The organism is Micromonospora sp. NPDC047187, from assembly GCF_040643355.1.
In the GTDB taxonomy this organism is placed as follows: domain Bacteria; phylum Actinomycetota; class Actinomycetes; order Mycobacteriales; family Micromonosporaceae; genus Micromonospora; species Micromonospora salmantinae.
This window is the reverse complement of the sequence record NZ_JBEYUF010000002.1, coordinates 72,891-99,563: the sequence shown is the minus strand read 5'-3', so window position 1 is coordinate 99,563 and position 26,673 is coordinate 72,891. Positions and strand designations below refer to the sequence as shown.

Sequence of the window (26,673 nt, the reverse complement as noted above, 5' to 3'; positions counted from 1 at the left end):
CTGCCCCAGTAGGTGGTTGTGCCATCTAGCTAGCGCCGCTACTGTCCGACGCGTGGATTCCGACCGGCGCGGGCAGTGGCTGCGGGGGGTGCTCGACATCTGCGTCCTGGCCCTGCTGTCCAAAGGCGAGTCCTACGGCTACCAGCTCGCCCAGGCGCTCGACGCGGCGGGCGTCGGGCCGATCCAGGGCGGCACGCTCTACCCCGTGCTCCTGCGCCTACAGAAGACCGGCCTGGTGGCCGCGCAGTGGCGGGAGGGCAGCGCCGGGCCGGCCCGCAAGTACTACCGGCTCACCGACGACGGGCACGCGGCGCTCCGCACCGGCGGCAGCGCCTGGCTCACCTTCGTCCAGCCGGTGAACGACATCGTCACGAAGGGGGTCACCCGGTGAACGCCGACGATTGGCTGCGTACGCTCACGGCCGAGCTGCACCAGCGCCGGGTCGCGGCGGACGCCGCACGGCACGTGGTCGCCGAGGCCGCCACGCACCTACGCGAGGGCGGCGGCGACCCCTGGGTCGTCTTCGGCCCACCCCAGCAGTACGCGGGTGCTGTCGTGGAGAGCATCGGCACCGCGCCCGGACCCCGCCCCGGCCCGGTCCGGCTGCACGCGGCAGGCATCACCAAGCGGTACGGACGGCGAACCGTGCTGCGCGACGCCACGCTGACCGTCCGGGCCGGACAGATCGCCGCCGTCGTCGGCGCGAACGGCTGCGGCAAGAGCACCTTCCTCCGGATCTGCGCCGGACTCATGTCACCGGACGCCGGTGAGGTGACCGTCTCCGGGCGGCTCGGCTACTGCCCGCAGTCCGGCGGCACCGCCGACTTCCTGCTCGCCGACGAGCACTTCGTGCTGATCGGCGCCGGTCAGGGCGTGGCCCGGGGCCCGGCCCGCCGCGCCGGTCGGGCGGCGGCCCGGCAGCTCGGCTGGGAAGCCGGCGGCGACGTGCAGGCCCGCCACCTCTCCGGCGGCACCCGACAGAAGCTCAACCTGACCATGTCCACGCTCAGCGCCCCCGACGTGCTGCTGCTCGACGAGCCGTACCAGGGCTTCGACCAGGGCACATACGTCAACTTCTGGGACCAGCTCAGCAGGTTGCGCGACGCCGGCACCGCCATCGTCGTGGTGACCCACCTGCTCAACCAACTCGACCGGGTGGACATCGTGCTCGACCTGACCCCGGCACACGAGACCCTGTGGCACGCGCCCGGCATCCAGGGAGGCCGCCCGTGAACCGGCTCGTGACCGTCGCCGAGATGACCCTGCGGGAGCTGCTGCGGCGTCGAGGCGTACTCCTGCTGTTGTTGTTGATGCCGTTGACCTTCTACCTGATCCGGCGGGACGCCTACCTCGGGCAGTCGGTTCGCTCGCTGCTGCTCGGCGTGGGCTGGGCGGTGAGCACCGCCGCGCTGTTCGCCACGACCGCGGCCCGCGAGTTGGAGCCGAGGCTGCGACTGGCCGGCTACCGCCCACACCACCTCTACCTCGGTCGGATGCTCGGCCTGTGGACCGTGGGGCTGGTCATCTCCGTACCCTTCTTCCTGCTCCCGATGATCGACGGCGCGGACCTGCGGTACGGCGGCCTGGCGGCGGCGTTGCTCTGTTCCGTCGCGGTGGCGGCGCCGTTCGGGATGCTGATCGGTGCGCTGCTGCCCCGCGAGTTGGAGGGCACGCTGCTGCTGCTCACAGTGGTGACCGTGCAGATGCTGATCGACCCGGCCGGGTCCGGGGCGAGGTTGACACCGTTCTGGTCGAGCCGTGAGATCGCCACCTGGGCTGTCGACAACACCGACCAGGGCTACCTCTCCCGTGGCCTGCTGCACGGGCTCGTCGTCACCGCACTGCTGGCCCTGGGCGTGGCCGCGGTGGCCAGCGTCCGCCTGCGCCGCCGTCGCCACCTGCGGCACCTGCCGGTCGGCTGACCGCCGCGCCGGCCACGGATCGGGCCAATCCGGTTGCTACGACCCGCGCGGCGGGTTGAGATGGGCGAATGACCATCCGCCGGGTGACCGACGACGACCGTCTCACCACCAGCTTTCCGCTGGCCGCGTACGCCTTCGAGTCCTCGCCGCTCAGTGCTGCCCGCGCCGCCGAGTTCCGCGACTACCTGCCCTACAACCAGGGCAACCGGACGCTGATCGCCGAGGAGGACGGCACCACGTTGGCCGCCGTCTCGGCCATCCCGATGCGACAGAACCTGCGCGGGGTGGTGCTGCCGATGGCCGGTGTCGCCGGGGTGGCGACCCATCCGCTGGCCCGCCGGCAGGGGCATGTCCGGACGTTGCTGCACCGACTCCTCGACGAGATGCGCGACGAGGGCCATCTGCTCAGCGCGCTCTATCCGTTCCGGCCCAGCTTCTACGCCCGGTTCGGCTACGTCGGGCTGCCCAAGCCGCGCCGTGTCACCTTCACTCCGGCCAACCTGGGTTCGCTGCTCCGGGTGGACCTGCCCGGCGAGGTCGGCTGGGAACGCGTCGCCGCCGGCTATCCGGCGTGGCGGGCGTTCACCGAACGCAACCTCCAGGAACGACACGGCTTCGCGATCTTCCCGGACTACCGGGCGGTCGGAGTGCGTGACCGTGACGAGTACTGGCTGCTCACCGCCCGGGTCGGCGGGGAGGTCACCGGCGCGGTGACGTACCGGATCGACGAACACGGCGGCACGCTGCACGGCAACGAACTGCTGGTCACCGACCCGCTCGCACGGACGCTGCTGCTGCAGTTCTTCGCCCGGCACGTCGACCAGATCGAGCGGGTCACCGTTCAGGTTCCGCCGGACGAGCTGCCCGAGCTGTGGCTGACCGACCTGGACGTGCACGTCGAGGCCCGTACGGCAGTGCCGGGTTCGTCCGCGCCGATGGCCCGGCTGCTGTCGCTGGACGCGTTGAGCGGGCTGCCCGCCGGACCGGGCCGGGTGCGGATCGAGCTGACCGGGGACCGCTGGCTGGCCGGCACCCACCTGCTCGACGGCACCACCGGGGCGCTGGAACTGGTCGACGACACCACCGGCCGCGCCCCGATGGCCACGCTCACCGCCGCCGGGCTCTCCGCCCTCGCGTACGGGGTGCTGGACCCGGCCGAGCTGCCGCTACGCGGTCTGGGCGAGGTGCCGATGGACGCCGCCACGGAGCTGCGCGGCCTCTTCCCCCGCCGGGTGCCGTACCTCTTCGCCGACTTCTGAGCCCGGTTTGCCGCCGGGGACCCACCGCGCCGCAGCCGGCGGGCGGCGGGCGGCGGGCGTGGCTTAGCGGGGCATTAAACCGGCTCGGCGGATTCGTCGCGAGGCCGTCGCGGCTCCTAGCATCACGGGGTGCGCATGACGTCGCTTGCCGCTCTCCTCGTCCTCGGTGTCGCCACCGCGACCCTGCCCGCCTGCGCGCCCAACGACCCGGCCCCCGCCTTCGAGGCCGGCTCGACCGCCTCCCCGACGGCGCTGCCCACCGGCGGTCAGAGCGAAGCGCCGGGTGCGCGGGACGGCCTCGGCGGCCCGGGGGCCAGCGCCAGCCCGAAGCCCGCCAACAAGGTGCTCGCCGCCGGCAACCCGAACGGCAGGGCCACGGTGCCGGCCGAGGCGCGGGCGGTGGACACCTCCAAGCCGACCCGGACCATCGGCACCGGCACCCCGGCGAGCTGCACCTCCGCGGCGGTCGTCAAGGCCGTCGCGGCCGGCGGTGTCATCACGTTCAACTGTGGACCGGCCCCGGTGACGATCAAGATGGCCGCCACCGCGAAGGTCCGCAACGCCAACGGCCCGAAGATCGTGCTGGACGGCGGCGGCACTGTCACGCTGAGCGGCCAGGGGCAGCGCCGCATCCTCTACATGAACACCTGCGACGAGGCCCAGGGCTTCACCACCTCGCACTGCCAGAACCAGGATCACCCGCAGCTCACCGTGCAGAACCTGACCTTCGCCGACGGCAACGCCACCGGCGAGAAGGCCGAGGGCGGCGGCGGTGGGGCGATCTTCGTACGCGGCGGGCGGCTGAAGGTGGTCAACTCGCGCTTCGTCCGCAACCGCTGCGACCGCACCGGCCCCGACCTGGGTGGCGCGGCCGTCCGGGTGCTGAGCCAGTACGAGAACAAGCCGGTGTACGTGGTGGGCAGCACATTCGACGGCGGCTCCTGCTCCAACGGAGGGGCGCTGAGCAGCATCGGCGTGTCGTGGGTGGTGCTGAACAGCCTGCTCAGGAACAACGAGGCGATCGGCAGCGGCGCCAACCCGGCCAAGTCCGGTACGCCCGGCGGCGGCAGCGGCGGCGCGATCTACTGCGACGGTAACGAGTTCACCGTCCGGATCGCCGGCACGATCATCGAGAACAACACTGCCAACGAGGGTGGCGGCGCGATCTTCTTCGTGAGCAACAACCGCACCGGCACCATGAGGATCGAAAACTCGACCCTGCGCCGCAACCCCAGCGCCAAGTTCGAGACCCGCGGCTTCCCCGGCATCTTCTTCCTGGGCGCCCGCAACCCCACGCTCACCAACGCCAAGCTCTCCTAACCCACGGCAGCCCAGCCCCGCCGGGGCCCGCCCAGCCCCGCCAGGCTCCCCACACCCGCCGAGGGTCCCCGCGCCCGCGCCGGTGATCAAGAGGTTTCGGTCATCGGGGCGGCTTTTTCTGACCGAAAGCTCTTGATCACCGAGCTGGGGTGGGGGTCAGTAGGGGTTTCCTTGGCCTGGGGGGCGGGCGTGGAGGAGGGCGGCGGGGCGGCCGGGCAGGTCCCGTGCGCCGGACATCGGTGGGCTCGGCGTGTGGTCGCCGTCGGCCATTCCGGCGAAGAGTTCCTTGAGCGCCGTCAGCGCACTGATCTTGGGCTGCCAACCCAGCTCGGTCTCCGCGCGCTCGCTGGACATCAGCGGCGCGTTCAGACCCAGCTCCACCCAGCCCGCGTCGACCGGTTGCAGCCGCGCCCGCCAGGTCAGCGCCGCCGCCGCCCGCAGCACCGGCGCGGCGACCGGCACCGTCCAACCATGGAAGTGCCGGGCCACCAGCTCCGGAGTGAGCACCGGGTCCGCGGCGACATTGAAGGCGCCGCGCGCATCACCCAACACCGCCCGGGCGTACGCGTCGGCCACGTCATCGGCGTGCACCGCCTGCATCCGCAACCGGCGGTTCGTCGGCACCAGCGGAATCCGGCCGAAGCGCAGCAGCCGCACCGGCGCCAACGGGCCGAGGAAGTAACGCGTGATCTCCGCACCGGCGGCCCGCTGGAAGATCAACCCGGGTCGCATCCGCACCACCCGCAGCGTCGGCTGATCCCGTTCGACCTCGTTCAGCAGAGCCTCGACCTCCGCCTTGTGCTCGCTGTACGACGAACCGGGCACACCGGTGGCCGGCCACCGCTCACTGATCGGGTGATCCTTCGGGCCGGGCGCGTAGGTGCCGACCGACGAGGCGTACACCAGGGCCGGAACTCCGGCCTGGACCACCGCGTTGATCACCGCCCGGCTGCCCTCGACGTTGGTCCGGCGCAGCACCCGCTGGTCGTGGCTGGGCTGGATCTGCCAGGCCAGGTGCACCACCGCGTCAGCACCCGCGAACACCTCGGCGAGCTGCCCGACCGCGCCCGGCGCGCCGATGTCGCAGGAGTGCCACTCCACCTGGTCGTACGGCTCGCCGGCGTCCGGGCCGGGCAACCGTCGAACGACCCCGGCCAGCTCCACGCCCCGCTCCCGGCGCAGCCGGCGCAGCAGCGCCGTACCGACGTTGCCGCTCGCCCCCACCACCACGATCCGCATGACCGACCCCGTACCCGCCCAGCAGCAGCTCAACCACCATCAGCGCGGTGGCCCGCCCCGCCCCCGCCGCTTGATCCACTCGACTTCCTGGACGTCGGGGTACCCAAGCGCACAGGACAGCCCGACTTCCGGGATCCCGAGTCGATCAAGGTCGAGGAGACTCCCGTACCCAGCCGTGCTTCTCCTTGCCCCGCCTACCGGCGGTGGCGGCCAGGCAGCGTGGGCAGATCCAGCCCACCGCGTCCGCCTCGGTGAGCACGTCGGTACCCGAGTAGTCGAAGGGCACGTGCGGGAAGCGACGCAGTCGGGTACGGCTCAGCGCCAGGCCACAGACCGTCTGGTTCTGGCCGGGCAACCAGGCGTGCACCTCCCCACCCGGCTGGCGTACGCCATCGCGCCCGACCTCCTCCTCCCCGGAGGCCGCCACGGCAGGCAATCGGCTCGATCCCATGCCGGTCCTGGTTCCCCATCGGCCCCCACCCATGCGCCGCCGAACGAGGTCGCTCGATTCACCCCAGCTCACCGACCCCGCCACATCGCTGATCCTGCCGAAGTCAGGCCCCTGTCATCGCAGTCGAGCGGTGCCCGCAGGTCGGACAGACGTCATCGAGCACTCGTCGACGTACGGTCTGGTGTCGGGCGGCCTGGCCGGCGAGGGCCGCTGCCAGCAGCGCCGCGCCGACAAGAAGGATCGACCCGGCTGTGACGGCATAGGCCGTCGGGGCGGGCCCGCCGCCGCTGGCACCCCAGGTCGCCTGGCTGAGTTGGTCGGCGCTGAACAGGCCGGCCGGGGTGGCGAGCAGCAGGGTCGCCCAGAGGCCTGCGTCATCGGCTCCCAGGGCGCGAACGAGGCCGACGAGCAGGACCAGTACGAACATCGACCCCCCGGCCATCGCCAGCAGTTCGGGGGTCGAGCCGTACGAGGTGAACATGTTGCCGCCGTTCTCGGCGGCGCTGAATGCCACCGATACGGCCGTCACACAACCGGCCGTGAACGGCGGCAGGCTACGCACGACCCAACCGGGATGGGAGGGCAGCGCAAGCGTGGCCAGGCCGAGCGCGACGGCGGGGACCAGCACGAACAGCGGCGGCCCAGGTTGGCCGGTGACGGCGGCCACTGGCGGCACGGCGACAGTCAGTAGGAGACCACCGGCCGCGACGGTTCGAGCCCAGGCCCCGGGCAGCGCCGTGGCGGCGAGGCCGACGAGCAGCCAGCCAAGCCAGATCACTGCGCCGAGGGTCTGGAACGGACCAACCGGGTCCAGCCGAGCGAAACGCGGATCTTCGAACTCGACCTGCAGGAGCAGGAAGGCGGAGACCGCGACCAGGGTGTTCAGCGCGGCGGTCGCGGCCAGTGGGAGAGCCGCAACCAGCCCGAGAGCGCCGTACCCGCGCAGTCGCTCCCGGAGCCCGGCGCCGAGCAGATCGACGGCGTCGTGTGGGGATGGCCAGCGCCGGCCCGGATCGACGGTGTCGAGGTACGTCCCGACGATCTCGTCGCCCCGCTCAGCCTGGTAGTCACCCGGGTAGGCCCACAGCAGCCGCCGGTAGCGGGACTCCAGCGGCGACCCGGCCTGTTCCTGCGCGGGATTGGGCTGGTTCATGCCGGGCCTCCGGTCGGTCGAAGGACGGGGTGGGCGGCCGTTCCGGGGATGGTGAGAGGGCCGCGTGAGATGCCGTCGACGGTGCGGGTGCCCGCAGGTCGGGCACGTAACCGCTGCGTGGCGGCCTCGACGTTGCGGCGCAGTCGTTCGGTCTCGGCGGTGAGCACGGACCGGCCCGCTTCGGTGAGCCGGTAGTAGCGGCGTAACCGTCCCTCGACGACCTCCTCGTGGGCACGCTCGACCAGCCCTTCGTCGGTGAGGCGGTCGAGTGCGCCGTAGAGGGTGCCGGGCCGCAGCGCCAGCCGCCCATCGGAGAGGGCCGCGACGTCGCTGATGATGCCGTAGCCGTGCATGGATTCCCGCGCAAGGGCAGTCAGGATCAAGAAGGTGGGTTCCCGCAGTGGCGTGGGTGTGGCCATGACGCTAATATATCGGTGATGAAGCTATACCGGTGACGAAGCAATGCAGAAGTTTGCCGGAGGCGTCGAGGCCGGCTGCGGACGCGAGCCACCTCGCCAGTTGGTCATCCCGGCGGGCCGCTCGGCCTTGCACCAGCAACGGCGGCAGTCCCAACGCCCACACCGTCGTGGGCGTAGATCAGCATCGCTCCTCTGGCCCGGGGGCGGACATCAGCCGGGGCGCAGACCGTCGGGTAACCTGAGCGCGCGGGCCGCTAGCTCAATGGCAGAGCTGTGGACTTTTAATCCATAGGTTCAGGGTTCGAGTCCCTGGCGGCCCACTCCGTTCCAGCTCAGCGGCCCTTTGTAGGGCCGCTGTCTTTGTCAGCACGACTCGTATAGCAGCGAAGTACAGCAGTAGCGCTCCACCGGTCCAGTGCTCTGCCGAGCCGCTTGAGCGCGTTGCGGGTGGCTAGCTTGGCGCTTCGGCGCCATCCACATGGAGTACACATGCCCAACGTGGTCCTCATCGCCGGGCCGGTAGTCGACCTGGCTTCCGCTGCGTGGGCTATGGCAGACGCCATCGGCCTACAGGTTGTCAGCGCAGGTAACGTCTTCCGCGGTCACGTGCAGCAGCAGACTTCGCTGGGCAAAGAGGCGAGCCGGTATATGCAGGCCGGACATCTTGTCCCGGATGAGCTAATGGTCAAAGCCATCGCTGACGCCCTAACCAACGCCGACGGTGGCTGGGTGCTGTACAACTTCCCTCGCAACATCCGCCAAGCTGAGTTGCAGACGCAGAGCGGCCATGTCCCCGACACAGTGATCGAAGTTGTCCTTACGGAGGACCAACTCCGCCTCGCCGCGCAGGGCCGGGTGGAACGTCAGATAGACCTGGACTCTCAGCAAGCCGAGCGACGCCAGGAACTCTTGCTGATGTACTCGCATTCACAGGAGACCTACCGAGAGCAGGTCGAGCCGTTGCGCGCCTATTACCGGGCCCATGGCCTGTGGCAAACCGTCAGTGGCTTCGGCGACTTCGAGGACGTAGCAGCCAGGCTGATCCCAATCGCCTCTGCCAGTAGACGCCACTCCTGATATCGCGCAGGTAGGCCGGCCCCCGGGCGACGTGGGAGGACTTTCCTCACATCTATCAAGGCGGGCCTGGACGTGCCGCACGCGCCGCCGCCTGGGCGCGCGTCCGTCGCTCCGACTCCGGCCACGCAACACGCCCGGCGGCTGGCGCGGAAGCGGTCAGCCCATGGGGCCGGCAGCCGGCCGGGCCGCGCGGTCACGAGCCCGCGCGGCATAGTGCAGCGCACGCCGGCTGCGTCGGCGAACTGGCGGCGGGTAGCGGGGTTGCGGTTACTTCGCCTCCGGCGGGGCGCTCGGGCTCCAGGATGTTCGGGGGTCCGTCGGCGGGTGCCGGGCCGTGGGTGGTTGCGGTAGGCCATCCCGCCTGCCATCGACCCGGGTAAGCCGAGCAGGCCACCGCCCGACCCGCCAGCATCCGACCGTGCGTCAAGGCCGTCTTGACGTGGCGGGCCGAGAATCTCTCCAACCGGATGGCAGCGACCAACACCTTGAGACCGCATCCACCCGACGGGGGTCGGCACGATTCGTCGGCAGAATGGCTTTCGACAGCAGCGCTGACAGCAGCCGCGCCGGACGGCGGCACGCTGACGAGTCCGGGCATAGACGAAGCTCCGAGCGTGCGGCCGTTCCCGGACGACGTGCACAGAGCCTGTAAGCGAGACGTCCTAGCTCGGCGAAGGCACCGGGGACTATCGGGGAAGTGGGTTGGCGACGTAGACGCCCTTGCCCTGGCGCCCGTCGATCAAGCCCTCAGCTTTGAGCACGAGCATGGAAGCGCGGATCACCGTGTTGCTGACTTCGTAGTGCTCGCACAAGGCAGCGAAGGACGGCAGCTTGTCGCCCGGGTTCAACTGGCCGGAGCTGATCTGCTCGCGGATATCTCGGGCGACCTGTAGGTACGCAGCTTCAGACATAGGTGGTGCTCCCAGCTTGGCGGCTGGTGCAAGCAGACCACAACTCAAGCTCGACTTACAACGCTATGTGTTGTCAGTCGTTGACTATGCGCACATTGCGTCCTACGTTGCTTGTGGGGTTACCCAGCTTGGCGGCCGGGTTGCCCCGCCGTGGGTGCCCTGTCTCCGGACACGGCTGACCGGGTGCCCACGGAACCCCCCAAGCGTCGGCCGGAGGCACGGTGACCAGACCAAACGATGCAACTGCCTCAGACACCGGTGCCGGCCGTGCGACCCGGGATTCCGGACATTGGCAGCGAAGGTTGGAGAGCACTCGGCGGCGGGTGGCCTACGACGAGTACGTCATCGCAGTGGCACTCACCCTGGCCCGACGCCATCGGCCGATGTGGTCCTGGCGGCACTGGCGACGCGTCTGCCACTGCGGAGCCGACCTGCCATGCAGAAGCCTCCACCTCATCCCAATCAACCGCGGTCACTGGCCGAGTCAGGACGGCCCGCAATGACAACCCACCTCCCGGTCACGCCGGTTTGGACGTGCAGCGGCTGTGGTGCCGACTGGCCCTGTCACACCCGCCGGCGAGAGCTGCGAGCGGAGTACGACCGAGCCCCGGTGTCACTCGCCCTGTACCTGGCAGCCCAGCTCGTCGAGGCCGCCCAGGACTTGGCCCACGTCCCCGCCGGCCACCTGCACTATCGATTCCTCGGCTGGACCCGATGAGCATCCTGCGACCCGGCGACGAGAAGTTCCACTACAGCGACGGCTCCCACAAGTGGATCCCGCCGGACCCCGACTACGACCAGGAGGTCTGGGACGAGCAGGTCCGCCAACACAAGCACGGCCACCTGAGGAACGAGCGCCCGAAGGTGCGCATCCAGCGCCTCGTCTGACGCCAGCAATACCGCAGCGAAGTACAGCGACCGTGCCAGCCGAACCAGGCCGAGAAGCGCGCACGCTGGACCGGTAAGCGGCTACAGCTCTTCTTCTCCGCTGCAGCCCGGCGGGTCACGGCGCGGCCGTGACGTGTCCGCCTAGGTGATCACCGGGCAAGCTGGTCAGTGATGACGCGGCTGCCCATCTTGACTACCGGACTTCCGTCGAGACCGGGTCGAGGAAGAAGAGGCACTGGGCGGGTTTGAACTCGCCTACCTCGGCGACGAAGCGGAACGTGTCGCCTTCGCCGACGGTGGCCGGGGGGATCTTCTTGCCGGTCAGCTTCAGGTCGAGGATGTTGACGTCCTCGTACTTGAAGGCCGGGCCGACTGCCGTGTTCGGGCCCTTGTCGCCTGGGCCCAGGAGGAAGTCGTAGCGGGTGTCGTAGTCACCGTGGGGCACCATGTTCACGATCGAGCCGTTGAACGCGATCGTCTTGCCCTCGTGCCTGGTCGCGAAGGCCAGGTTCGCGTCGTCGCAACTGTCTGCCTTCAGCAGCGCGGCGAACTCCGGATTGTTCTGCGGCGTGATCACCTCAGTGGCAGCCGACTCGGCAGCGGTCGGAGCCGGCGTAGCAGACGGTTTCTCACTCACAGCAGCCGTCGACTTGTCTGACTCGTCCTTCTTTTCGTCTCCGCCGCTGAGGGCAGAGGCGGCGCCGATGACGACAGCGAGGATCACGAGGACGGCGGCTGCCGCGCCGATCAGGAGCCACGGCTGCGGCTTCTTCGGCCGACGGAAGTCGACGGTGGAGCGAAGCGCGCCTGGGGCCTGTTGTACGAGCTCCCAGCCTTCCTTCTGCATCTTCGAGATAACCCAGCCGTCGGTGCCGCGAACTGGCCGTACGGTCTTGTACTCGTACTTGATCTCGTCGGCCATGCGGCTCCGCGCCCCCTAAATGGACTGCTCACACCAACTGCCTGGCGCAGCATAGGGGACAGGCACCACTGACACCGGCTCCGTGTAACGCCGGGCTGATCGACGACGCCGGATGAGTGGAGATCTTGATCTCCAATGCGGCCTTCACCCTCCTGGGAGGGCCGTCACCTGCGACGTGAGGAACCTATGCGCCCTCGTTCCCTTTCCCGCTCGATCCGACGTACCTTCGCAACCTCGCTGGCCACCCTCGCCCTCGTCGGGGGCACGGCGGCCCTCGCTCCGGCCGACGCGGTGGCGGCCGGGCGACTCCAGCCCGATCTGGTCGTCGATCTGATGATGACCGACGTGCTGAATCCGGCGGAGGGCGAGACCTTCTCCGCCGAGATCGACATCCGGAACTACGGCACCGGAGCGTCGGACCCGATCAGCGTCACGGTCGCGGTGCCCGCCGGGCTCAGGACCACGACGCCGTCGGTCGGTGACCCTGCCTGGACCTGCACGGCAGTGAGCACGACGAGCTACACGTGCTCGTATCCGCAACTGGCGGCCGGTGGTCGGGCGAGCCGGCTGTTCGCGCCGTTCGTCGTGGCCGGCGCGACACCGGGCAGCAGGGTGCCCATCACCACGAGCATCACCCCGCAACGCCGCGAGGCGAACACCGACAACAACACCGAATCCGTCACGGTGGCGATCTCGGGCACGTGCGTCATCCGCGGCAGTGTGTGGCACGACCTTGACCGGGATGGGCAGCGCGAGGCGGATGAGCCGGCCATCGCTGGTGGCCCGGACGGCGTGTTGGAGGTGAGTCTGTCGAGTCCGCAGCGACAGGCAATTGGCGGTGGCTCGGCCACCGTCAACCCGGACGGAACCTGGTCGATCACCGCCCGCACCGAGCTGCTGTACGAGGTCCGGCTGGAGGCAGCCGCCACGTACGGCCGGACTGTCGCAGACGTGGGTGACGACGCCACGGACTCGGACATCGTGAGGTCGTACCAGTTCGAGCCGACCCTGCTCGTCGCCAGCGCCGAATTCCAGGCCGTGCATGGCGCAGAGTACGTGGTCGACGCCGGCCTGGTCAGCCAGAGCTGAGCCCCTCGCCGCCCGCCCGAGATGTTTCGGGCGGGCGGCGATCCGGACAGACGGCAGCGGCTCCGCCGGTGGGGGTGGTGATGATGACACCTGGCGCCGGAGGCTGACGTAGATATCCTCTTCAGGTGCTGGCCCGTGTGGAGATCGTTGACATGGGTCCGGCGCTGCGAAGGGACTATCGACATGCCCCGTGTGGTACCGGCGGTCAACCGCGCGCTCGACGTCCTCGAACTGTTCCTGGACTGCCCTCAGTTGTCGGCCCGCCAGGTGATGGAGCGGCTCGATCTGCCCCGCACGACCGTCCACGAGTTGCTCGTGACGCTTGAGGCTCGCGCGTACCTGATCTCCGTACCGGGTCAGCCGGTGCACTATCGGCTCGGCATGCCGCTGTTCCAGCTCGGTGCGGCGTTCGCCGGCCGGCTTGATCTGGTCCGCGAGGCGCAGGGCGTGGCGCGGGACGTGGCTGCCGCGTGCGACGAGGCGGTTCATGTGGCGGTGCTCGACCGCGCCGATGTCATCTACCTGGTGAAGTTCGACAGCACGCACCCCGTCCGGATGGTTTCCGGGGTCGGGCTGCGGCTGCCCGCGCACTGCACGGCCGTTGGCAAGGTACTGCTGTCGGCTCTCGATCAGGCGGACCTGGACGCCGTCCTGCTGAAGGACCCCCTGCCGGGCATGACGCCGGACAGCATCACCGACCCGGATCTTCTTCGTGAGCATCTGAACCGTGTCCGGGCGGAGGGTGTCGCGGTCGACATCGGCGAGTCGGACACCGCGATGCGCTGTGTCGCTGCGGGGATCCGGGACCATACCGGTGCCATCATCGCTGGGATGAGTCTGTCCGCGCCGAGCATTCGTTGGACACCTCAGGTGCAGGTGGAGTGGACCGGGCTGGTTCGCGAGGGCGCGGCTGTGTTGTCGGCCCGCATGGGCTACCGGGCGCAATCTCGGTAGGCAACCTCCCGCTTTCGGCTCGAAACAACATCGAAACATTGACATCGCTCACCGCGCTGCCCTAGCGTCGCGACCACTCGATACGGTATATCGAACCTAGTTCGAAATCTCGAACGGCGGTGGTCCTGTGACCCGACCGAACTGGAACGTCAGCGCTATTGCCTCGGCCCGGTCGCCGATCGCCTCAACCTCGTCGCGCTACCCGGAGAGCGCCACCCGACATGTCTCGGGTGGCTCCGACGAAGCGCGCGTGAGCGGACTTCCCACGGTGACGGGCGGGCCCGCTCACCACCGTAGGAACCCACGAACGCACTGATCTCGACGGGCGTCCCTCGGTGGTCGCCGGCAGAAACCAACTGCAACACAAGCATCGCGGTGTTCGCCAGTAAGACCTTCGGCGTGCAGCCGTGCGCGGGGAGAAGAAGGAGGCGGGTGTCCATGGAGGACAAGTCGGGGTGGTCACGGCGCGGCTTTCTGGGGATGGGAGTGGGGGTGCTCGGCGCGGCCGGTCTGGCCGCCTGCGGGGACGGCTCCGAATCGCCCACCAGGGTGCAGCCGGAGGTTCCGCAGGAGCTGATCGACGCCGCGGCGGCGATGAAGGGCTCCTCGATGGGCATGCTGTCGCAGAAGCTGTACTCGACGGCGGCGAACGAAGCCCTCGACAGCTCGATCAAGAAGTTCGCCGACAGCACCGGAACGAAGATCGAGAACAGTCTGGTCCAGGCCGACGCCGGTGACGTGGTGGCCAAGATCGACGCCGAGGTCAAGGGTGGGGTGGCCCGCGACCTGGCGTTCATGACCGACTCGCGGTTCGTCGCGCAGTTCCAGGCGCTGGGCGACCTGGAGGACGTGACGGACGTCGTCACGGCGCTGACCGCCAAGTACGGCGAGCCCTGCGCCGAGGCCAAGAACTTCTGCGTCTTCGACGGCAAGTGGTTCGCCATCCCGTACCACTTCATCGGGATCGGGTCGTTCCTGCGCAAGGACTGGATGCAGGACAAGGGCATCTCCCCCAAGGACATCTACAGCTGGGAGGAACTGCGGGACCTGTGTCTGGAGATCTCCGATCCGACCAAGCGCCGGTTCGGCTGGGGCATGACGGTGAACCGGTCCGGTGACGGCAACGGAATGATCGAGGCGCTGATCAACGCCTACGGCGGGTCGATCGCCGCCAACGACGGCCGGAAGGTCACCTTCAACACGCCGGAGACCGTGCAGGCGGTGACGTTCCTCGGCGACATCTACACCAACCCCAAGTACAAGCCGATGCTGCCACCGGGGATCGCGAGCTGGACCGACACCAGCAACAACGAGAACTGGCTCGCCGGGATCCTCGGTTACACCCGCAACCAGTTCAGCGTCTACGCGGACTCCAGGACCAAGAAGAACCCGGTGCACGCGAACACCCACGTGTTCTCCGACTGCATCGGGCCGGCGACCGACAATCCGCTGCTGCTCGGCCAGTCGCAGGGCTTCGTCGTCTTCAAGGGTGCCAAGAACCCGGCGCTCGCCAAGCTCCTGGCGCAGTACCTGGTCAGCGCGCCCGCGCTGCTCGGGGTGGCGAAGGAAGCACCCGGCCTGGTGATGCCCGCCTGGGAGAAGGTCTGGGACGCCGACCCGTTCTTCACCAGCGGCGACCCGGCGTTCCCCATGCTGCGCAAGATCACGGAATTGAAGCTGCCGCTGAACACGAAGAACGGCCTGGCCTTCCCGCAGAAGGCCAGCGCGGGCCAGCAGGCGGTGGGGTCGGCCTACGTCCTCACCGACATGATGCAGCAGGTCGTTCAGGGCACAGCGCCGGCGCAGGCCGTGACGGCTGCCCACGCGAAGATGGTGCAGATCTTCAACCAGCAGGGGCTGCCGCAGTGAAATCGGTCCGTCCTGCGCGGGTCCCGGCGGCGAGGAAATCCCCGCCGTCGGGGCCCGGCTCCCTCACCGCGGTCCAGCGGCGGCTGGGTCGCGACTGGCGACTCGCGGCCCTGTTCCTGGCGCCGATGGCCGTGCTGGTCGGCGGGCTCGTTCTCGTGCCGATCGCCCGGTCGATCATCACCAGCACCACCGAACGACACGGGCAGGACACCGTCTTCGTCGGCCTGGACAACTATCTCGCGCTCGTCGGCGACGATCAGTTCCACACCGGCGTGGTGAACTCGTTCGTCTTCACCGCGTACGCCGAGGTTTTCAAGGTCGTGCTGGGGTTGGCCGCGGCCCTGCTGCTGCACCATCGCCGCCGTGGGCGGGCCGTGCTGGCCGGGCTGCTCCTGGTGCCGTGGGTGGTGCCGACGGTGGTGACGGCGTTCAGCTGGCGCGCGCTGCTCGACCCGATCTTCGGCAGCGTCAACACGCTGCTCACCGCCACCGGGATCGGGCCGCTGCTGGCCAGCGCGCACCTGGTCGACAGTTGGCCCGCGGGCTGGCTGTCCGACCCGTCGCTGGCCATGCCGTCGGTGATCCTCGTCAACGTCTGGAAGGGAGTGCCGTTCTTCACCGTGTGTTTCCTCGCGGGGTTGAAGGCCATTCCGGCGGACCTCTACGAGGCGGCGACCATCGACGGCGCCTCGGCGTGGCAGCGATTCAGAAGCGTGACGCTGCCCGGACTGCGTCACGTGATCACCGTGACGGTGACCCTGTCGTCGATCTGGACGTTCAACAACTTCGACCTGGTCTGGTTGCTGACGCAGGGCGGCCCGGGCGACGTGACCGCGCCGTACGTGCTCATCGCCTACTCGAAGGCCATCCTGCAGCTCCAGTACGGCGCGGGCGCGGCGGTCACGCTCGTCATGCTGCCGATCATCGGTGGGCTGGTGTTCGTCCTGGTCCGGTTGTTGCGCCAGGACACCAACATAAAACTGCCCCGGCGACGCCGGACAGCACTGTGGGTCGGGACACAGCGGTGGGCCGGAAAGGCGCGGAAGGCGCTGCCGTGGGTCGTCGCCGCGCTGGTCACCGGTCTGCTGGCCTGGGCGTCACCGAAGATCTTCTGGAAGGCGGCGGTGGTCCTCGGTGTGATTCTGCTGATCGCGGCGGGGGTCGGCCGAGTGGTCTCGACCCTCCAGTCCCGAGGTGGTCGCCGTTCGTCGTCAGCGGTGTCGGGCCTGGGTTCCTGGGCCGCGCTGGCCGGCTTGCTCTTCTTCGTGCTGGGCCCGCTGTACTGGATCGCCGTCACGGCCTTCAAGTCCGAGGGCCAGGTCGTCATGCGCACCGACGACCTGTGGCCGACGCCGTGGACGCTTGAGCAGTTCGGCGCCCTGTTCGACAACCAGCCGTTCGGCCGCTGGTATCTCAACACCCTGCTGGTGTCCGCGGCGTCGACCGCGGTGGCACTGGTCTGCGCCGCCCTGGCTGGCTACGCGCTGGCCCGGCTGCGGTTCCGCGGGGCGCAGGGCTTCACCGTCACGGTGCTGCTCACCTATGTGATGCCTGGCGCGCTGCTGTTCATCCCGCTGTACCAGATGCTCATCGGCGTCCGCCTCACCGACTCGTTGTGGTCCCTGGTGGTGACGTACCCGACCTTCACGCTGCCGTTCGCCACCTGGCTGCTCGTGGGCTACTTCTCGTCGATCCCCATCGAGTTGGAGGAGGCCGCACTGGTCGACGGTTGCAGCCGCATCCAGGCGTTCGGCCGGGTGGTGCTGCCGCTGGCCAAGCCAGGGCTGCTGGCGGTCGCGCTCTTCACCCTGACCAACGCCTGGAACGAGTTCCTCTTCGCCTTCGTGTTCATCACGAAGGACGAGTACAAGACGCTCCCGGTGGGAATGCAATCGATGATCGCCGGGGACGTCGTACCGCAAGGACAGCTCGCTGCGGCGTCGCTGCTGGTCAGCATCCCCGTGGTGATCATGTACGCCCTCGGGCAGCGCTTCCTGACCGAAGGCCTCACCGCGGGCGCGGTGAAGGGCTGATTGGGGGCAGCCGATCGCTCGCTACCAGGCCATGTTGATGACCCGCTCGATCACCGGGTGGTAGGCGTGCGTGCCGGAACGACGAGCCCGACGGGCTCGCCGTTCTGGCCCAACGTGTCTACGCGCCACCACTCACGGTCTGTGCGCGCGTGTAGGTGAGGAAGAGAGCGCCACTGTCGAGAACGGTGTGGTCGGTCAGGCGCCAGGTACGTGGTGCGAAGACGGCGTCACGGCCGAAGAGCGGAATGCCGGCACCAATGGTCAACGGGGCAAGCTTGATGATCAGCTGGTCGATCTCGGGGTAGAGGGCACCGGCCAGCGCGCCGCCGCCGATCACCCAGACGTCCTTGCCGTCGTGCCGCTTCAGCTCTCGTACGGTGGCAATCGGGTCTTGGCCGACGACCTCGACGGCCGGGTCCGGGCTGCTGCCCAGCGTCCGGGAGAACACCAGGTGGCGCAGGTGCGGGTAGGCGTCGGTCACGCCGGCCTTCAGGCCCACCTCGTACGAGTGGCGCCCTTCCAGCACGGTGTCGAACCGGCTGCCCTGGTCGGTGATGCCGAACGCCTGCCGGGCCGGACCGGGGAGCGTCTCCGGATATTCGCTGACGAGGTGGTGAAGGTAGTCGTCCGGGATGGGCCAGAACCCGCCGGGGCCGGTCGGGTCGGCGCCGTCGGGGCCGGCGATGAAGCCGTCCACTGTGGCGGCGATGTAATACACGAGCTTGCGCACGACGATCTCCTCGTTCAGTCTGCCGAATGCTGTTCGGCGACGACGTCCATCAGCCTGCCCATTACCGGCGCTCTCCGCTATTCGGCGCCGGCGATGATCGCGCCGCTGACCGTGTCCACATACCACCGCTGGTACTGCTCGATCGCCCATCCGCGTTGCCGGACGAGCCAGTCGAAGTTGCGGACGTCCTGGGCCAACCAGAGGATGTCGGCCACCTGATCGACGCCCAGGTCGGGCCGTACGCCTCCCGTGCCGACGAGTTCGGCGGCGAACATGGCCATGCCGCGGCGGCGGTCGTCGACGTTCTTGCGCCAGATCTCGGCGGCGTCCGGATCGGCAGTGGCCGCGCCGGCCAGCGCGAGCATCACCTGGGCCTGCCGGGCGTTGACCTCGGCCAGGTGACGGGCGTAGCGGGCGAGCTTGGCCCGGGGGTCGGTGAGGGCGCGGATCTCGGCGACGAAGGGCCGATCCGGCAGGGCCACCGGTTCGTCGTCGCCGGCCAGGGTGACGTCGACCAACTGGGAGAGCAGTTGCCGCTTGCTGCCGAACACCGCGTACAGGGTCTGGACCGCGACGCCGGCTTCCACGGCGACAGCGGTCAGCGGTGTGGCCGCGTAGCCCGGGTCGACGAACAGCCGGCCAGCCGCTTCGAGGATCGCTCGCCGGGTCTGTCGGGCCTGCTCCTGTCGGCGGGAAGAGTCATAACGTCTCTTGACAACCACCTCTCAAGTGTAGTGCTCTATTGGATAGAGGCTCACTCTATCGAGAGGTGACGGCCATGCCGTTCGGTGTGTTGCAGGAGATGCCCGGCGTCAGCGAGGCGGAATACCGGCAGGTGGAACGCCACCTCGGACCGGACCGGCCACCGGGCCTCCTCGCCCATGTCGCCGGGCCGACGGAGGACGGCTGGCGGATCATCAACGTCTGGCAGGACGAAGCGGCATTCCGCCGGTTCCAGTCCGAACGGCTGGTCCGGGCTGCTGGCTTGGCGGCACAGGAGGACGGCTTCGACCCGACGAAGGCGGCTCACTTCCGCTCGATGAGCGTCGACGGCACCGAGATGCCGTTCTGATGGCCGACACCGCAGGCCTGCGGGCCCGCGGCGCCGCCTTTTGGGCGGGCGCGGCAGCTGGCTGGATTCGCCACGCCGATCGGCAGGACGAGACCGGTCGGCCGCTGGGAGCGGCGGCCATGGATCGGCTGGCCGCACGACCCGCCGAGCGGATCCTCGATGTGGGCTGCGGCTGCGGCGGCACCACGGCCGAGATCGCCGCCGCGGTCGGCGAGACCGGCGCGGCGATCGGTGTCGACATCGACGTGGCGATGGTGACCGCCGCTCGACGCCGGTTCCCCATCGACGGGTACCCGGGCATCCAGTTCCAGGTGGCCGACATCGAGACTCTCGATGTCGTGCCTGGTGCCCCGTTCGACGCGGCGTACTCACGAATGACCCTGATGCTGTTGGCGGACCCGGTTGCCGGCTGCCGCACGATCCGGCGATCACTGCGCCCGGGAGGACGCCTCGCCGCTACCGTCTTCCGCGACAGCGGCGTCAACCCGTGGCTGTCCGCGGCGATGCTCGGTGCCGCACCACACCTCGGACCGTTACCACCGCTCCCGGTCGGTGACGAGCCCGGTCCGTTCGCGTTAGCCGACCCGGCGCGGCTCGTCCGGATCCTCACCACCGCCGGCTTCACCGCCGTCACGATCACACAGTGCGACGTAACTCTGGAGACTCCGGACGACGCCGACGCGGTGGCCGAATGGCTCATCGAGGTCGGCCCGGCCGGTACCGCGTACCGGGCGGCGCCGCCGGCTGGTCAGGCTTCGGCCCGGACGGGGGTCGCCCGGCTGCTCGGCCGGTTCCGTGAGCCTGGCGTCGGCTACCGGCTGCCCACCGGCCTCTGGCTCGTCACCGCGAACGCCGCCGGAACCCCTACCCACCACGAAACCCGTGAGGACAACATCCAATGAGTACGTTCCGACCGCTCGCACCAACCCTCTGCCTCGTGCTCGCCCTGACGGCGTGCACCGAGGCCGACGCGCCCGAGCCCGCTGCGGCGCCAGACACGACAGGATCGACCAGCGCGGCCGGATCCGCTCCGGCCGACGGCTCCCCCGTGTCGGCGAAGGACGTGTGCGCCTACCTGGACGGCCAGGTGCCGACGCTCAAGGGGATCGGGTCCGAGACGGGCGCGATGGCCAACCTCACAGTGAACCTCTATTCCTGGTACGAGAAGCAGGGCCCCGTACCCAACGGCCGTGACATCGACGACCAGACCAGCAAGGAATGCCCGGCGACCCGGACCGAGGTGCTCAAACTCGCCGGTATGGAGAGCTTCGAGCGGCTGTAGCCGCCCGCGAGCGGGGCGCCCGATCACCGGACGGTTTACGGCCGTCAGTGCCCCAACCGCTTCTCGAACCAGTGGTGGGCGTAGCGCTCGGTGTTGTACGCCTCGATCTCCCGGTAACCGGTCGACCGGTACAGGGCGATCGCCTCGGTGAGGTTGCGGTTGGTGTCCAGCCGGACCGCTGTCGCGCCGCGCTCGGCGGCGTAGCGTTCCAACTCGCCCAGCAGCCGCCGCCCGACGCCGAGCCCGCGTACGGTGTCGGCCACCCACACGCGTTTGATCTCGGCGGGCGCGTCGGTGTGGAGTTTGACAGCGCCGCAGCCGATCGGTTCGCTGTTGAGGGTGGCGAGCAGGAGCACCCCGTTGGGCGGGACGAGCGCTTCGTCGTGCACCGGGTTGCTCAGCGCGGGGTCGAACCCGTCGTCGAACCGTCGCGCGATGTCGCGGGCATAGGCCCGCAGACACGCGCGGGCCCGCGGGTCGCTCGGCGGGCATGGCTCGACGACGACCATCGACCCGATGAGCAGCCGTTCGACCTCGGCCATCGCGGTGACGAGTCGTTCGCGGCGGTGTTCGGTGAGTGGTTCGAGGATCGAGGCGGCGAGATCGTCCGACCGCTGGTCGAGGTCGGCCCACTGGGTCCGGCCGGCGTCGGTGAGCGTGGCGACGCGGACCCGGCCGTCGCCGCCGGCCCGGTCGGCCGGTCCGACGGCGATGAGGCCGTCGTTCTCCAGGGTGCGCAGGAGTCGGCTGAGGTATCCGGAGTCCAGGCCGAGCCGGGCCCGTAGCGCGGCGACCTCGGCACCGGCGGGGCCGATCTCCCAGAGCAGCCGGGCCTGCCCCAGCGGGCGCCCCTGGGCCATGTACTCGTCGTCGAGCGCACCCACCCGTTGGGTGACCGTCCGGTTGAACCGCCGCACGGCGGCGATGAGAGCCGGGTCCATACACCTGACTTTAGTCAGGCTTCTCGACTACGCGCCAGCTCGGTGCCGGTAGGACCCGATGCCGGCGTGGTCCAGGACGACCACCACGAGCACCACCCCGGTGGCGACCGCGCTGACCGCCAACAGCGGCAGCCGCAGAACGGCCGCCGCACCGGCCAGGACGAGCAGGGCGACAACCCGCGGCCAGGAGAGTCGCCGGTGGATCGCCGCCGAGAAGAGGATCCGCCCGACGAGGAACAGCATCGGGCCAGTCAGGATGACCAGGACCGCAGTCGTGTCACCGGTGCGCAGGGGGTGGGCGATGCTCAGCTCGGCGCCGACGGCGGTGACCACCAGCCCGGCGATCATCACCAGGTGCAGGTATCCGGTGGTGACCCCGAGTCGGGACGGGTCGGCGTGCTCGAGGGCCGGGCCGAGGCGCTGGCCGGCGGGCGTGACGTAGAGCAGACCGATCAGCACCGCGGTGGCGAAGACCAGCAGGAACGCGGCGGTCTGTGCGAAGACGAGGTCGGTGTCGGCGTACGAGAGGCCGGCCACCAGGACGAGTTCGCCGAGCGCAATGATCATGATTTGTTGGTACCGCTCGGCGAAGTGCTCACCGGCCAGGTGCAACTCCTGCGGCCCGGTCCGGCCCATCAGTGGCGTGGGCCAGCCGAGTCGTGGGCCGGTGAGATCGAGGGCGAGGGCGAGCAACCAGAGCGGCACCCGCCACTCCGGCAGAAACCCACCGGCCAACCACGGTACGGCCGAGACGCAGAACCAGCAGAGGATGCGCAGCGCCCGGCGCTGCCGCGGGTGACCACGTAGCGCGAGGACTGTGAACACACCCCGGGCGATGTGCACCGAGACGTACGCGCCGGCGAAGAGCAGGCCCCGCCCGTCCAACGCCTGCGGGACCGCCACCCCGGCCAGCAGGCTGCCCAGCGCGGCACCGACCAGCAGCCACCGAACCGCCGGGCTCTCCGGGTCGTACCAGTCGGCGAACCAGGTGGTGGTCACCCAGATCCACCAGACCCCGGTCAACAGCACTGCGGTGTGCAGCGCGCCGGCGACGCTGAGGTCGTGCAACAGGTGGGTGGCCAGCTGACTGAGGGCGAGCACGAACGCCAGATCGAAGAACAGCTCCAGGAACGAGGCGCTCAGCGGCGAGTCACCGCCCCGCAGCAGCCGTTCGGGTCTGCTCGCCATCGGCGCTCCTCCCGCTGGCGTACGCCCTGCGTCCGTCGTACCACCCGACACCGGCCACCGGAGGCGAAAGCGGGGTCAGCGGCGGCGCGACGCCTCGGGGGCGACGACCCACCGACCCCTCGTGTCGTTGATCCGGCTGCGCCCATGGTCACCGCTGACCACGGTGGGGGCACCGACTCAACGAGGAGGGACGCCGATGACCGCTCAGCGCGAGACCGTGCAGGTCGACCACGACCTGTTCCGCGCCGTGTACGACTCGCCCGCATCACTGCCCGGCCGACACCGCTGGACCACCCCCGAGTCGGACGTCCGGCGGCTGGAGAAACTGCTCGGCATGCCGGCGCGCAGCATCGGCGCCCCGCTCTGGGTCAGCGGCGACGAACCCGACTGCCCGAAGTGCCGCCGGCGGGTCACCTGGTACGACATCGTCTCGTCGGCGCTCTCCGGCCTGCACGACAAGGCCATGATCGCCACGGTCATCCTGGGCGAGCGCAAGTACGTCAACACCGAGATCCCGGATGCCATCGCCGGGGTGCGCTGCTCCGACTGTCACACAGCGATCGACGGTCTGCGCAGCTTCAAGTGCCACAACTGGGCGTACGCCTTCGAGGCGCTGGAGGCCGTCCGCGAGCGGATGGCCGGTGGTCCCGCCCCGACCTGAGCTGGAGCCCGCGCCAGCCTGAGCCGGTCGGTGCGGCTCAGTCGGCTGAGCGGCGGGTGGGGCGGCGGCCGGGCGGGGAGGGCGGCTCCGGGCCGGGGTCGGGCACCGGCGGCATCGGCCGGGTGACCGGCTCGGCGCCGGTGACCCGCAGCGACTCGCCGTGGTGCCACAGCTCGACCTCGGCATCCGTGGCGGCGTCGGGCAGCTCGTAGCGGGCCTCGGCCGGAGTCAACGTGACCCGCAGCCGGTGGCCGCGCCAGCGCAGGCTGAATGCCAGCCGGTCGATCCGGCGCGGCAGCCGGGGGTCGAAGGAGAGCATCCTCCGGTCGTCGCGCAGCCCACCGAAGCCCTGCACCAGCGCCAGCCACGCGCCGGCCAGCGAGGCCAGGTGCAGCCCGTCGGCGGTCTTGTCGCCCAGGTCGGCCAGGTCCTGAAGGACCGACTCGGCGAACAGGTCGTACGCCAGATCCAGGTGCCCGACCTCGGCGGCCAGCACCGCCTGCGGTGCCGCCGACAGCGACGAGTCGCGGACCGTGCAGGCCTGGTAGTAGGCCAGGTTGCGGGCCTTCTCGTCGGCGGTGAACTCACCGGGGCAGAGCTGCATGGCCAGCACCAGATCGGCCTGCTTGACCACCTGCTTGCGGTACAGCTCCAGGTACGGGAAGTGCAGCAGCAGCGGGTAGTCGTCGTCACCGGTGTTCGCGAAGTCCCACTCGGGCTGTTCGGTGAAGCCGGCGGCCTGCTGGTGCACCCCGCGCTCGCGGTCGTACGGGACGGCCATCGCGTCGGCGGCGGCCCGCCAGCCGGCCACCTCGTCGCGGTCCACGCCGAGCCGGCCGGCCAGCTCGGGATGCGCCTCGGCGGCGTCCGCCGCGCCGCGCAGATTGCGCTTCGCCATCAGGTTGGTGAACACGTTGTCGTCGACCAGCGCGGCGTACTCGTCCGGGCCGGTCACCCCGTGCAGGTGGAAGTCGCCCTCGTCCGACCAGTGGCCGAAGCCGTGCCAGAGCCGGGCGGTCTCCACCAGCAGTTCCAGCCCCGCCTCGGCCAGGAACCCCTGGTCGTCGGTGGCCGCCAGGTAGCGCAACACCGCGTCGGCGATGTCGGCGTTGACGTGCAGCGCGGCGGTGCCCGCCGGCCAGTAGCCGGAGCTTTCCCGGCCGCCGATGGTGCGCCACGGGAAGGTCGCGCCGGTCAACCGCAGCTCGGCGGCCCGCTCCCGCGCCTCGGGGAGGTGGGCGTGCCGCCAACTCAGCGCCGAGCGGGCCACCGCCGGGGCCAGGTAGGTGAGCACCGGCAGGACGTAACTCTCGGTGTCCCAGAGGACGTGCCCGTCGTAGCCGTTGCCGGTCAACCCCTTGGCCGAGATGGTCCGGTCGGAGTCTGGGCGACCGGCCTGGATCAGGTGGAACATCGCGAACCGAACGGCCTGCTGAAGCTCCGGATCGCCGTCGAGCTGCACGTCGGCGACCTGCCACGCCGCGTCCAGGGCGGCACGCTGGTCCGTGAGCAGGGCATCGAAGCCGTCCGCGCGCGCCGCGTCCGCCTCGGCGGCGACCAGGGCGGCCAACTCGTCGGCGGGCGTCGCGTCGACCGCCGCCCACTCGTAGGCGGCGAACTTCGTCAGCCGCAACCGCTCCCCCGGGTGCAGGCGACCCGTCACTGTCAGCCGTACCCGGTCCGGGGTGCAGTCACCGGTGGTGGTCACGGTGCCCGGCCCCTCCAGCAGGTGACTGACAGCGACCGCGACACGCTGGGCGCTGCGCTCGGTGCGGTGGACCAGCACGCCGTCGAGGCCTGTCGCACGGTACGTCTCGGCGGTCAGTGGGTCGGTGGGCACCGAGGCGGCCCGAGGGTCGTCCGAACGCTCCGGCACCGTCTCGTTGGCCAGCAGATCCGAGCAGACCCGCAGCTCGACGGCGGTGTCCAACGGCTCGACCTCGTACCGGACGGCGGCCACCGGGCGACGCGGCAGGGACACCAACCGGGTGCTGTGGATGCGCACGCCCCGCCCGGCCGGTGAGATCCACTCGGTTTCCCGGCGCAGCACGCCGGTACGCAGGTCGAGCACCCGTTGGTGGCTGCGCAGCGTCCCGGTCCGGAGATCCAACGGCTCGTCGTCGACCCAGAGCCGGATCAGCGCGGCGTTCGGTGCGCTGATGACGGTGTCGCTGGCCGGCGGAAACGCGTACCCCTCCTCGGGATAGCTCAGCTCGCGCCGCTCGTGGAAGCCACTGACGTAACTGCCTGGCATCCCGCACGGGGCACCCTCGTCGAGCACCCCACGCCAGCCGATCCACCCGTTGCCCAACGCGAAGATCGACTCGGTCTCGCCGAGCCGGTCCAGGTCGGCCTCCGTACGCCGGATCCGCCAGGTCTCGTCGTCCGCCGTAGCGGCGGTGGACTGCTGTTGGTCGGTGGCCGAACCGGTCTGCACGAGGCCTCCTGTCGATGTCGACGTCCTGCGACAGCCAACCAGAGCCGGCTGTGCGATTCCTGGACGAAGGTCGGGTGGGCCGTCCGACCTTCGACAGCAGCGATGCCCTCTGGTGCGTTCCTAGGGTGTCCCCAAGGTGAACAGGGTATGAACGTGAAGTGAGGTGATGCATGCTCGACAACGGCAGCATGGACGTTCCGGAGATCAGCGCCGAGTGGTACAGCGACGTCGTCGACGCCGCCGCCGGCAGCCCAGAGCCGGTGCAGTGGTTCGTCGGACACGCCACCGAGGGGGTGATCCTGCTACTCGGCGCGCTGCTGGTGATGGCCGCGCTGAGCCGCCGGTCCGGCGGCCCGCACGACCGGGCACTCGCCCTGATCGCGCCGGTGCCGGCCCTCCTGGCGTACGTGGGCAGCGAGTTCCTCAAGACCGTGGTGGACCAGGATCGGCCCTGCCGGACCATCGGTCGGGAGATCATCGCGGGTGCCTGCCCGCCCCCGGGCGACTGGTCGTTCCCCAGCAACCACGCCACCATCGCCGGTGCGCTGGCGGTCACCACGTTGCTGCTCTCCCGCCGACTCGGCCTGGTCGCGCTGCCCCTGGCCGCGCTCGGCGCGTTCTCCCGGGTCTTCGTGGGTGTGCACTACCCGCACGACGTGATCGCGGGTGTGCTGTTCGGCGCCCTGGTCGCCGTGGTGCTCACCCCGTTGCTGGCCCGCCCGACCAGCGAGGTGCTCCGTCGCCGCGCCAACCGTCCCGACAGCCCGGTCCCCAAACTGGCCAGCCGCTCCCGCCCCTAGCGGCAGCGCGACCTGGAGTGAGAGCGCGCCCCCTCGCCACGCCGATCTTGCACTTT

The 26,673-nt window shown here is 69.9% G+C and carries 28 protein-coding genes and 1 tRNA gene; 18 read left to right on the top strand and 11 right to left on the bottom strand.

All coding sequences use genetic code 11. The features are described from left to right. The first annotated feature begins 52 nt into the window (after positions 1 to 52). From ABZ794_RS04945 to ABZ794_RS04925, 5 genes are all read left to right on the top strand, one after another. Positions 53 to 391, top strand: coding sequence for a PadR family transcriptional regulator (locus ABZ794_RS04945; protein ID WP_210786880.1), 339 nt, complete (start codon positions 53 to 55; stop codon positions 389 to 391). Continuing rightward, positions 388 to 1,233, top strand: coding sequence for an ATP-binding cassette domain-containing protein (locus ABZ794_RS04940; RefSeq protein WP_357514312.1), 846 nt, complete (start codon positions 388 to 390; stop codon positions 1,231 to 1,233). Before ABZ794_RS04945 ends, ABZ794_RS04940 begins: the two co-directional genes overlap by 4 nt. Beyond that, a complete protein-coding gene (locus tag ABZ794_RS04935; RefSeq protein ID WP_210786884.1) occupies positions 1,230 to 1,922 on the top strand; it encodes a hypothetical protein in 693 nt (230 codons plus the stop codon). The genes ABZ794_RS04940 and ABZ794_RS04935 overlap by 4 nt, the downstream gene beginning before the upstream one ends. A gap of 68 nt (positions 1,923 to 1,990) precedes the next feature. Further along, positions 1,991 to 3,181 (top strand): GNAT family N-acetyltransferase, encoded by a 1,191-nt coding sequence (locus ABZ794_RS04930; RefSeq protein ID WP_357514310.1) that lies wholly within the window; start codon positions 1,991 to 1,993, stop codon positions 3,179 to 3,181. 135 nt (positions 3,182 to 3,316) lie between these two features. Next, positions 3,317 to 4,501, top strand: coding sequence for a hypothetical protein (locus tag ABZ794_RS04925; protein ID WP_357514640.1), 1,185 nt, complete (start codon positions 3,317 to 3,319; stop codon positions 4,499 to 4,501). 156 nt (positions 4,502 to 4,657) lie between these two features. Here ABZ794_RS04925 and ABZ794_RS04920 read toward each other — a convergent pair whose 3' ends face one another. The 4 genes from ABZ794_RS04920 to ABZ794_RS04905 form a co-directional block, all read right to left on the bottom strand. Beyond that, positions 4,658 to 5,740 carry an NAD-dependent epimerase/dehydratase family protein gene (locus tag ABZ794_RS04920; RefSeq protein WP_357514308.1) on the bottom strand — a complete coding sequence of 361 codons (1,083 nt, stop codon included), beginning with the start codon at positions 5,738 to 5,740 and terminating at the stop codon, positions 4,658 to 4,660. Between the two features lie 145 nt (positions 5,741 to 5,885). Continuing rightward, positions 5,886 to 6,191 carry a hypothetical protein gene (locus tag ABZ794_RS04915; protein WP_210784208.1) on the bottom strand — a complete coding sequence of 102 codons (306 nt, stop codon included), beginning with the start codon at positions 6,189 to 6,191 and terminating at the stop codon, positions 5,886 to 5,888. 103 nt (positions 6,192 to 6,294) lie between these two features. Then, positions 6,295 to 7,344 (bottom strand): GlsB/YeaQ/YmgE family stress response membrane protein, encoded by a 1,050-nt coding sequence (locus ABZ794_RS04910; RefSeq protein WP_357514305.1) that lies wholly within the window; start codon positions 7,342 to 7,344, stop codon positions 6,295 to 6,297. Continuing rightward, entirely contained in the window at positions 7,341 to 7,763 is a 423-nt protein-coding gene (locus ABZ794_RS04905) for a helix-turn-helix transcriptional regulator (protein WP_210784206.1), read from the bottom strand. The genes ABZ794_RS04910 and ABZ794_RS04905 overlap by 4 nt, the downstream gene beginning before the upstream one ends. A 248-nt stretch (positions 7,764 to 8,011) precedes the next feature. Between ABZ794_RS04905 and ABZ794_RS04900 the strand changes: the two genes are divergently transcribed. Both ABZ794_RS04900 and ABZ794_RS04895 read left to right on the top strand, forming a co-directional pair. After that, positions 8,012 to 8,083: transfer RNA gene (locus ABZ794_RS04900), tRNA-Lys, on the top strand. A 169-nt stretch (positions 8,084 to 8,252) separates the two neighbouring features. Then, positions 8,253 to 8,840 carry a nucleoside monophosphate kinase gene (locus ABZ794_RS04895; RefSeq protein ID WP_210784205.1) on the top strand — a complete coding sequence of 196 codons (588 nt, stop codon included), beginning with the start codon at positions 8,253 to 8,255 and terminating at the stop codon, positions 8,838 to 8,840. A 686-nt stretch (positions 8,841 to 9,526) separates the two neighbouring features. Here ABZ794_RS04895 and ABZ794_RS04890 read toward each other — a convergent pair. Next, positions 9,527 to 9,751, bottom strand: coding sequence for a winged helix-turn-helix domain-containing protein (locus tag ABZ794_RS04890; RefSeq protein ID WP_238689225.1), 225 nt, complete (start codon positions 9,749 to 9,751; stop codon positions 9,527 to 9,529). Positions 9,752 to 10,250: 499 nt separating this feature from the next. Between ABZ794_RS04890 and ABZ794_RS04885 the strand changes: the two genes are divergently transcribed. Continuing rightward, a complete protein-coding gene (locus ABZ794_RS04885; RefSeq protein ID WP_210784204.1) occupies positions 10,251 to 10,469 on the top strand; it encodes a flavin reductase in 219 nt (72 codons plus the stop codon). Continuing rightward, on the top strand, positions 10,466 to 10,639 hold the full coding sequence (locus tag ABZ794_RS04880; RefSeq protein WP_167362340.1) for a hypothetical protein: 174 nt from the start codon (positions 10,466 to 10,468) through the stop codon (positions 10,637 to 10,639). The genes ABZ794_RS04885 and ABZ794_RS04880 overlap by 4 nt, the downstream gene beginning before the upstream one ends. A gap of 193 nt (positions 10,640 to 10,832) precedes the next feature. On the opposite strand, the gene ABZ794_RS04875 is transcribed toward ABZ794_RS04880, so the two are convergent. Beyond that, entirely contained in the window at positions 10,833 to 11,561 is a 729-nt protein-coding gene (locus ABZ794_RS04875; protein WP_357514302.1) for a DUF4839 domain-containing protein, read from the bottom strand. Between the two features lie 186 nt (positions 11,562 to 11,747). Here ABZ794_RS04875 and ABZ794_RS04870 point away from each other — a divergent pair, with 186 nt between their 5' ends. From ABZ794_RS04870 to ABZ794_RS04855, 4 genes are all read left to right on the top strand, one after another. Next, the gene (locus tag ABZ794_RS04870; RefSeq protein WP_357514301.1) at positions 11,748 to 12,650 is read left to right on the top strand and encodes an SdrD B-like domain-containing protein; all 903 of its coding nucleotides are present in this window, start codon (positions 11,748 to 11,750) and stop codon (positions 12,648 to 12,650) included. Positions 12,651 to 12,833: 183 nt separating this feature from the next. Beyond that, positions 12,834 to 13,604 (top strand): IclR family transcriptional regulator, encoded by a 771-nt coding sequence (locus ABZ794_RS04865; RefSeq protein ID WP_357514299.1) that lies wholly within the window; start codon positions 12,834 to 12,836, stop codon positions 13,602 to 13,604. 438 nt (positions 13,605 to 14,042) lie between these two features. After that, positions 14,043 to 15,473 (top strand): extracellular solute-binding protein, encoded by a 1,431-nt coding sequence (locus ABZ794_RS04860; protein WP_357514297.1) that lies wholly within the window; start codon positions 14,043 to 14,045, stop codon positions 15,471 to 15,473. A gap of 125 nt (positions 15,474 to 15,598) precedes the next feature. Next, positions 15,599 to 17,506: an ABC transporter permease subunit gene (locus ABZ794_RS04855; RefSeq protein ID WP_357514295.1), complete on the top strand. Its 1,908-nt coding sequence runs from the start codon at positions 15,599 to 15,601 to the stop codon at positions 17,504 to 17,506. A gap of 118 nt (positions 17,507 to 17,624) precedes the next feature. Here ABZ794_RS04855 and ABZ794_RS04850 read toward each other — a convergent pair whose 3' ends face one another. Both ABZ794_RS04850 and ABZ794_RS04845 read right to left on the bottom strand, forming a co-directional pair. After that, positions 17,625 to 18,236, bottom strand: a complete 612-nt coding sequence (locus tag ABZ794_RS04850) for a dihydrofolate reductase family protein (protein ID WP_357514293.1) — start codon at positions 18,234 to 18,236, stop codon at positions 17,625 to 17,627. Positions 18,237 to 18,313: 77 nt separating this feature from the next. Next, positions 18,314 to 18,958: a TetR/AcrR family transcriptional regulator gene (locus ABZ794_RS04845; RefSeq protein WP_238689231.1), complete on the bottom strand. Its 645-nt coding sequence runs from the start codon at positions 18,956 to 18,958 to the stop codon at positions 18,314 to 18,316. Between the two features lie 56 nt (positions 18,959 to 19,014). Here ABZ794_RS04845 and ABZ794_RS04840 point away from each other — a divergent pair, with 56 nt between their 5' ends. The 3 genes from ABZ794_RS04840 to ABZ794_RS04830 are packed head-to-tail and all read left to right on the top strand — an operon-like array spanning position 19,015 to position 20,590. After that, the gene (locus ABZ794_RS04840; RefSeq protein ID WP_210784198.1) at positions 19,015 to 19,308 is read left to right on the top strand and encodes a hypothetical protein; all 294 of its coding nucleotides are present in this window, start codon (positions 19,015 to 19,017) and stop codon (positions 19,306 to 19,308) included. Continuing rightward, positions 19,308 to 20,210 (top strand): class I SAM-dependent methyltransferase, encoded by a 903-nt coding sequence (locus tag ABZ794_RS04835; protein WP_238689232.1) that lies wholly within the window; start codon positions 19,308 to 19,310, stop codon positions 20,208 to 20,210. Before ABZ794_RS04840 ends, ABZ794_RS04835 begins: the two co-directional genes overlap by 1 nt. After that, complete coding sequence (locus ABZ794_RS04830; RefSeq protein ID WP_210784196.1) at positions 20,207 to 20,590, top strand: hypothetical protein; 384 nt, start codon at positions 20,207 to 20,209, stop codon at positions 20,588 to 20,590. Before ABZ794_RS04835 ends, ABZ794_RS04830 begins: the two co-directional genes overlap by 4 nt. A gap of 44 nt (positions 20,591 to 20,634) precedes the next feature. Here ABZ794_RS04830 and ABZ794_RS04825 read toward each other — a convergent pair whose 3' ends face one another. Both ABZ794_RS04825 and ABZ794_RS04820 read right to left on the bottom strand, forming a co-directional pair. Continuing rightward, positions 20,635 to 21,531, bottom strand: a complete 897-nt coding sequence (locus ABZ794_RS04825; RefSeq protein WP_357514290.1) for a helix-turn-helix domain-containing GNAT family N-acetyltransferase — start codon at positions 21,529 to 21,531, stop codon at positions 20,635 to 20,637. Positions 21,532 to 21,558: 27 nt separating this feature from the next. Further along, positions 21,559 to 22,719, bottom strand: a complete 1,161-nt coding sequence (locus ABZ794_RS04820; protein WP_210784194.1) for a low temperature requirement protein A — start codon at positions 22,717 to 22,719, stop codon at positions 21,559 to 21,561. A gap of 196 nt (positions 22,720 to 22,915) precedes the next feature. On the opposite strand from ABZ794_RS04820, the gene ABZ794_RS04815 reads away from it, so the two are divergent. Further along, a complete protein-coding gene (locus ABZ794_RS04815; protein WP_112586282.1) occupies positions 22,916 to 23,380 on the top strand; it encodes a hypothetical protein in 465 nt (154 codons plus the stop codon). 37 nt (positions 23,381 to 23,417) lie between these two features. Here the strand turns inward: ABZ794_RS04815 and ABZ794_RS04810 are convergent, their stop codons facing one another. Further along, a complete protein-coding gene (locus tag ABZ794_RS04810; protein ID WP_357514288.1) occupies positions 23,418 to 25,817 on the bottom strand; it encodes a glycosyl hydrolase family 65 protein in 2,400 nt (799 codons plus the stop codon). A gap of 170 nt (positions 25,818 to 25,987) precedes the next feature. Between ABZ794_RS04810 and ABZ794_RS04805 the strand changes: the two genes are divergently transcribed. After that, the gene (locus tag ABZ794_RS04805; RefSeq protein ID WP_210784192.1) at positions 25,988 to 26,617 is read left to right on the top strand and encodes a phosphatase PAP2 family protein; all 630 of its coding nucleotides are present in this window, start codon (positions 25,988 to 25,990) and stop codon (positions 26,615 to 26,617) included. Positions 26,618 to 26,673: the final 56 nt, after the last annotated feature.

Bases quoted from the DNA above. Each gene is read 5' to 3' on its own strand.
- ABZ794_RS04860 (WP_357514297.1), top strand. From the start codon at position 14,043: ATGGAGGACAAGTCGGGGTGGTCACGGCGCGGCTTTCTGGGGATGGGA.
- ABZ794_RS04895 (WP_210784205.1), top strand. From the start codon at position 8,253: ATGCCCAACGTGGTCCTCATCGCCGGGCCGGTAGTCGACCTGGCTTCC.
- ABZ794_RS04930 (WP_357514310.1), top strand. From the start codon at position 1,991: ATGACCATCCGCCGGGTGACCGACGACGACCGTCTCACCACCAGCTTT.
- ABZ794_RS04885 (WP_210784204.1), top strand. From the start codon at position 10,251: ATGACAACCCACCTCCCGGTCACGCCGGTTTGGACGTGCAGCGGCTGT.
- ABZ794_RS04820 (WP_210784194.1), bottom strand. From the start codon at position 22,719: ATGGCGAGCAGACCCGAACGGCTGCTGCGGGGCGGTGACTCGCCGCTG.
- ABZ794_RS04875 (WP_357514302.1), bottom strand. From the start codon at position 11,561: ATGGCCGACGAGATCAAGTACGAGTACAAGACCGTACGGCCAGTTCGC.
- ABZ794_RS04910 (WP_357514305.1), bottom strand. From the start codon at position 7,344: ATGAACCAGCCCAATCCCGCGCAGGAACAGGCCGGGTCGCCGCTGGAG.
- ABZ794_RS04815 (WP_112586282.1), top strand. From the start codon at position 22,916: ATGACCGCTCAGCGCGAGACCGTGCAGGTCGACCACGACCTGTTCCGC.
- ABZ794_RS04825 (WP_357514290.1), bottom strand. From the start codon at position 21,531: ATGGACCCGGCTCTCATCGCCGCCGTGCGGCGGTTCAACCGGACGGTC.
- ABZ794_RS04890 (WP_238689225.1), bottom strand. From the start codon at position 9,751: ATGTCTGAAGCTGCGTACCTACAGGTCGCCCGAGATATCCGCGAGCAG.
- ABZ794_RS04805 (WP_210784192.1), top strand. From the start codon at position 25,988: ATGCTCGACAACGGCAGCATGGACGTTCCGGAGATCAGCGCCGAGTGG.
- ABZ794_RS04915 (WP_210784208.1), bottom strand. From the start codon at position 6,191: ATGGGATCGAGCCGATTGCCTGCCGTGGCGGCCTCCGGGGAGGAGGAG.
- ABZ794_RS04840 (WP_210784198.1), top strand. From the start codon at position 19,015: ATGCCGTTCGGTGTGTTGCAGGAGATGCCCGGCGTCAGCGAGGCGGAA.
- ABZ794_RS04870 (WP_357514301.1), top strand. From the start codon at position 11,748: ATGCGCCCTCGTTCCCTTTCCCGCTCGATCCGACGTACCTTCGCAACC.
- ABZ794_RS04835 (WP_238689232.1), top strand. From the start codon at position 19,308: ATGGCCGACACCGCAGGCCTGCGGGCCCGCGGCGCCGCCTTTTGGGCG.
- ABZ794_RS04925 (WP_357514640.1), top strand. From the start codon at position 3,317: ATGACGTCGCTTGCCGCTCTCCTCGTCCTCGGTGTCGCCACCGCGACC.
- ABZ794_RS04920 (WP_357514308.1), bottom strand. From the start codon at position 5,740: ATGCGGATCGTGGTGGTGGGGGCGAGCGGCAACGTCGGTACGGCGCTG.
- ABZ794_RS04855 (WP_357514295.1), top strand. From the start codon at position 15,599: ATGGCCGTGCTGGTCGGCGGGCTCGTTCTCGTGCCGATCGCCCGGTCG.
- ABZ794_RS04830 (WP_210784196.1), top strand. From the start codon at position 20,207: ATGAGTACGTTCCGACCGCTCGCACCAACCCTCTGCCTCGTGCTCGCC.
- ABZ794_RS04865 (WP_357514299.1), top strand. From the start codon at position 12,834: ATGCCCCGTGTGGTACCGGCGGTCAACCGCGCGCTCGACGTCCTCGAA.
- ABZ794_RS04905 (WP_210784206.1), bottom strand. From the start codon at position 7,763: ATGGCCACACCCACGCCACTGCGGGAACCCACCTTCTTGATCCTGACT.
- ABZ794_RS04880 (WP_167362340.1), top strand. From the start codon at position 10,466: ATGAGCATCCTGCGACCCGGCGACGAGAAGTTCCACTACAGCGACGGC.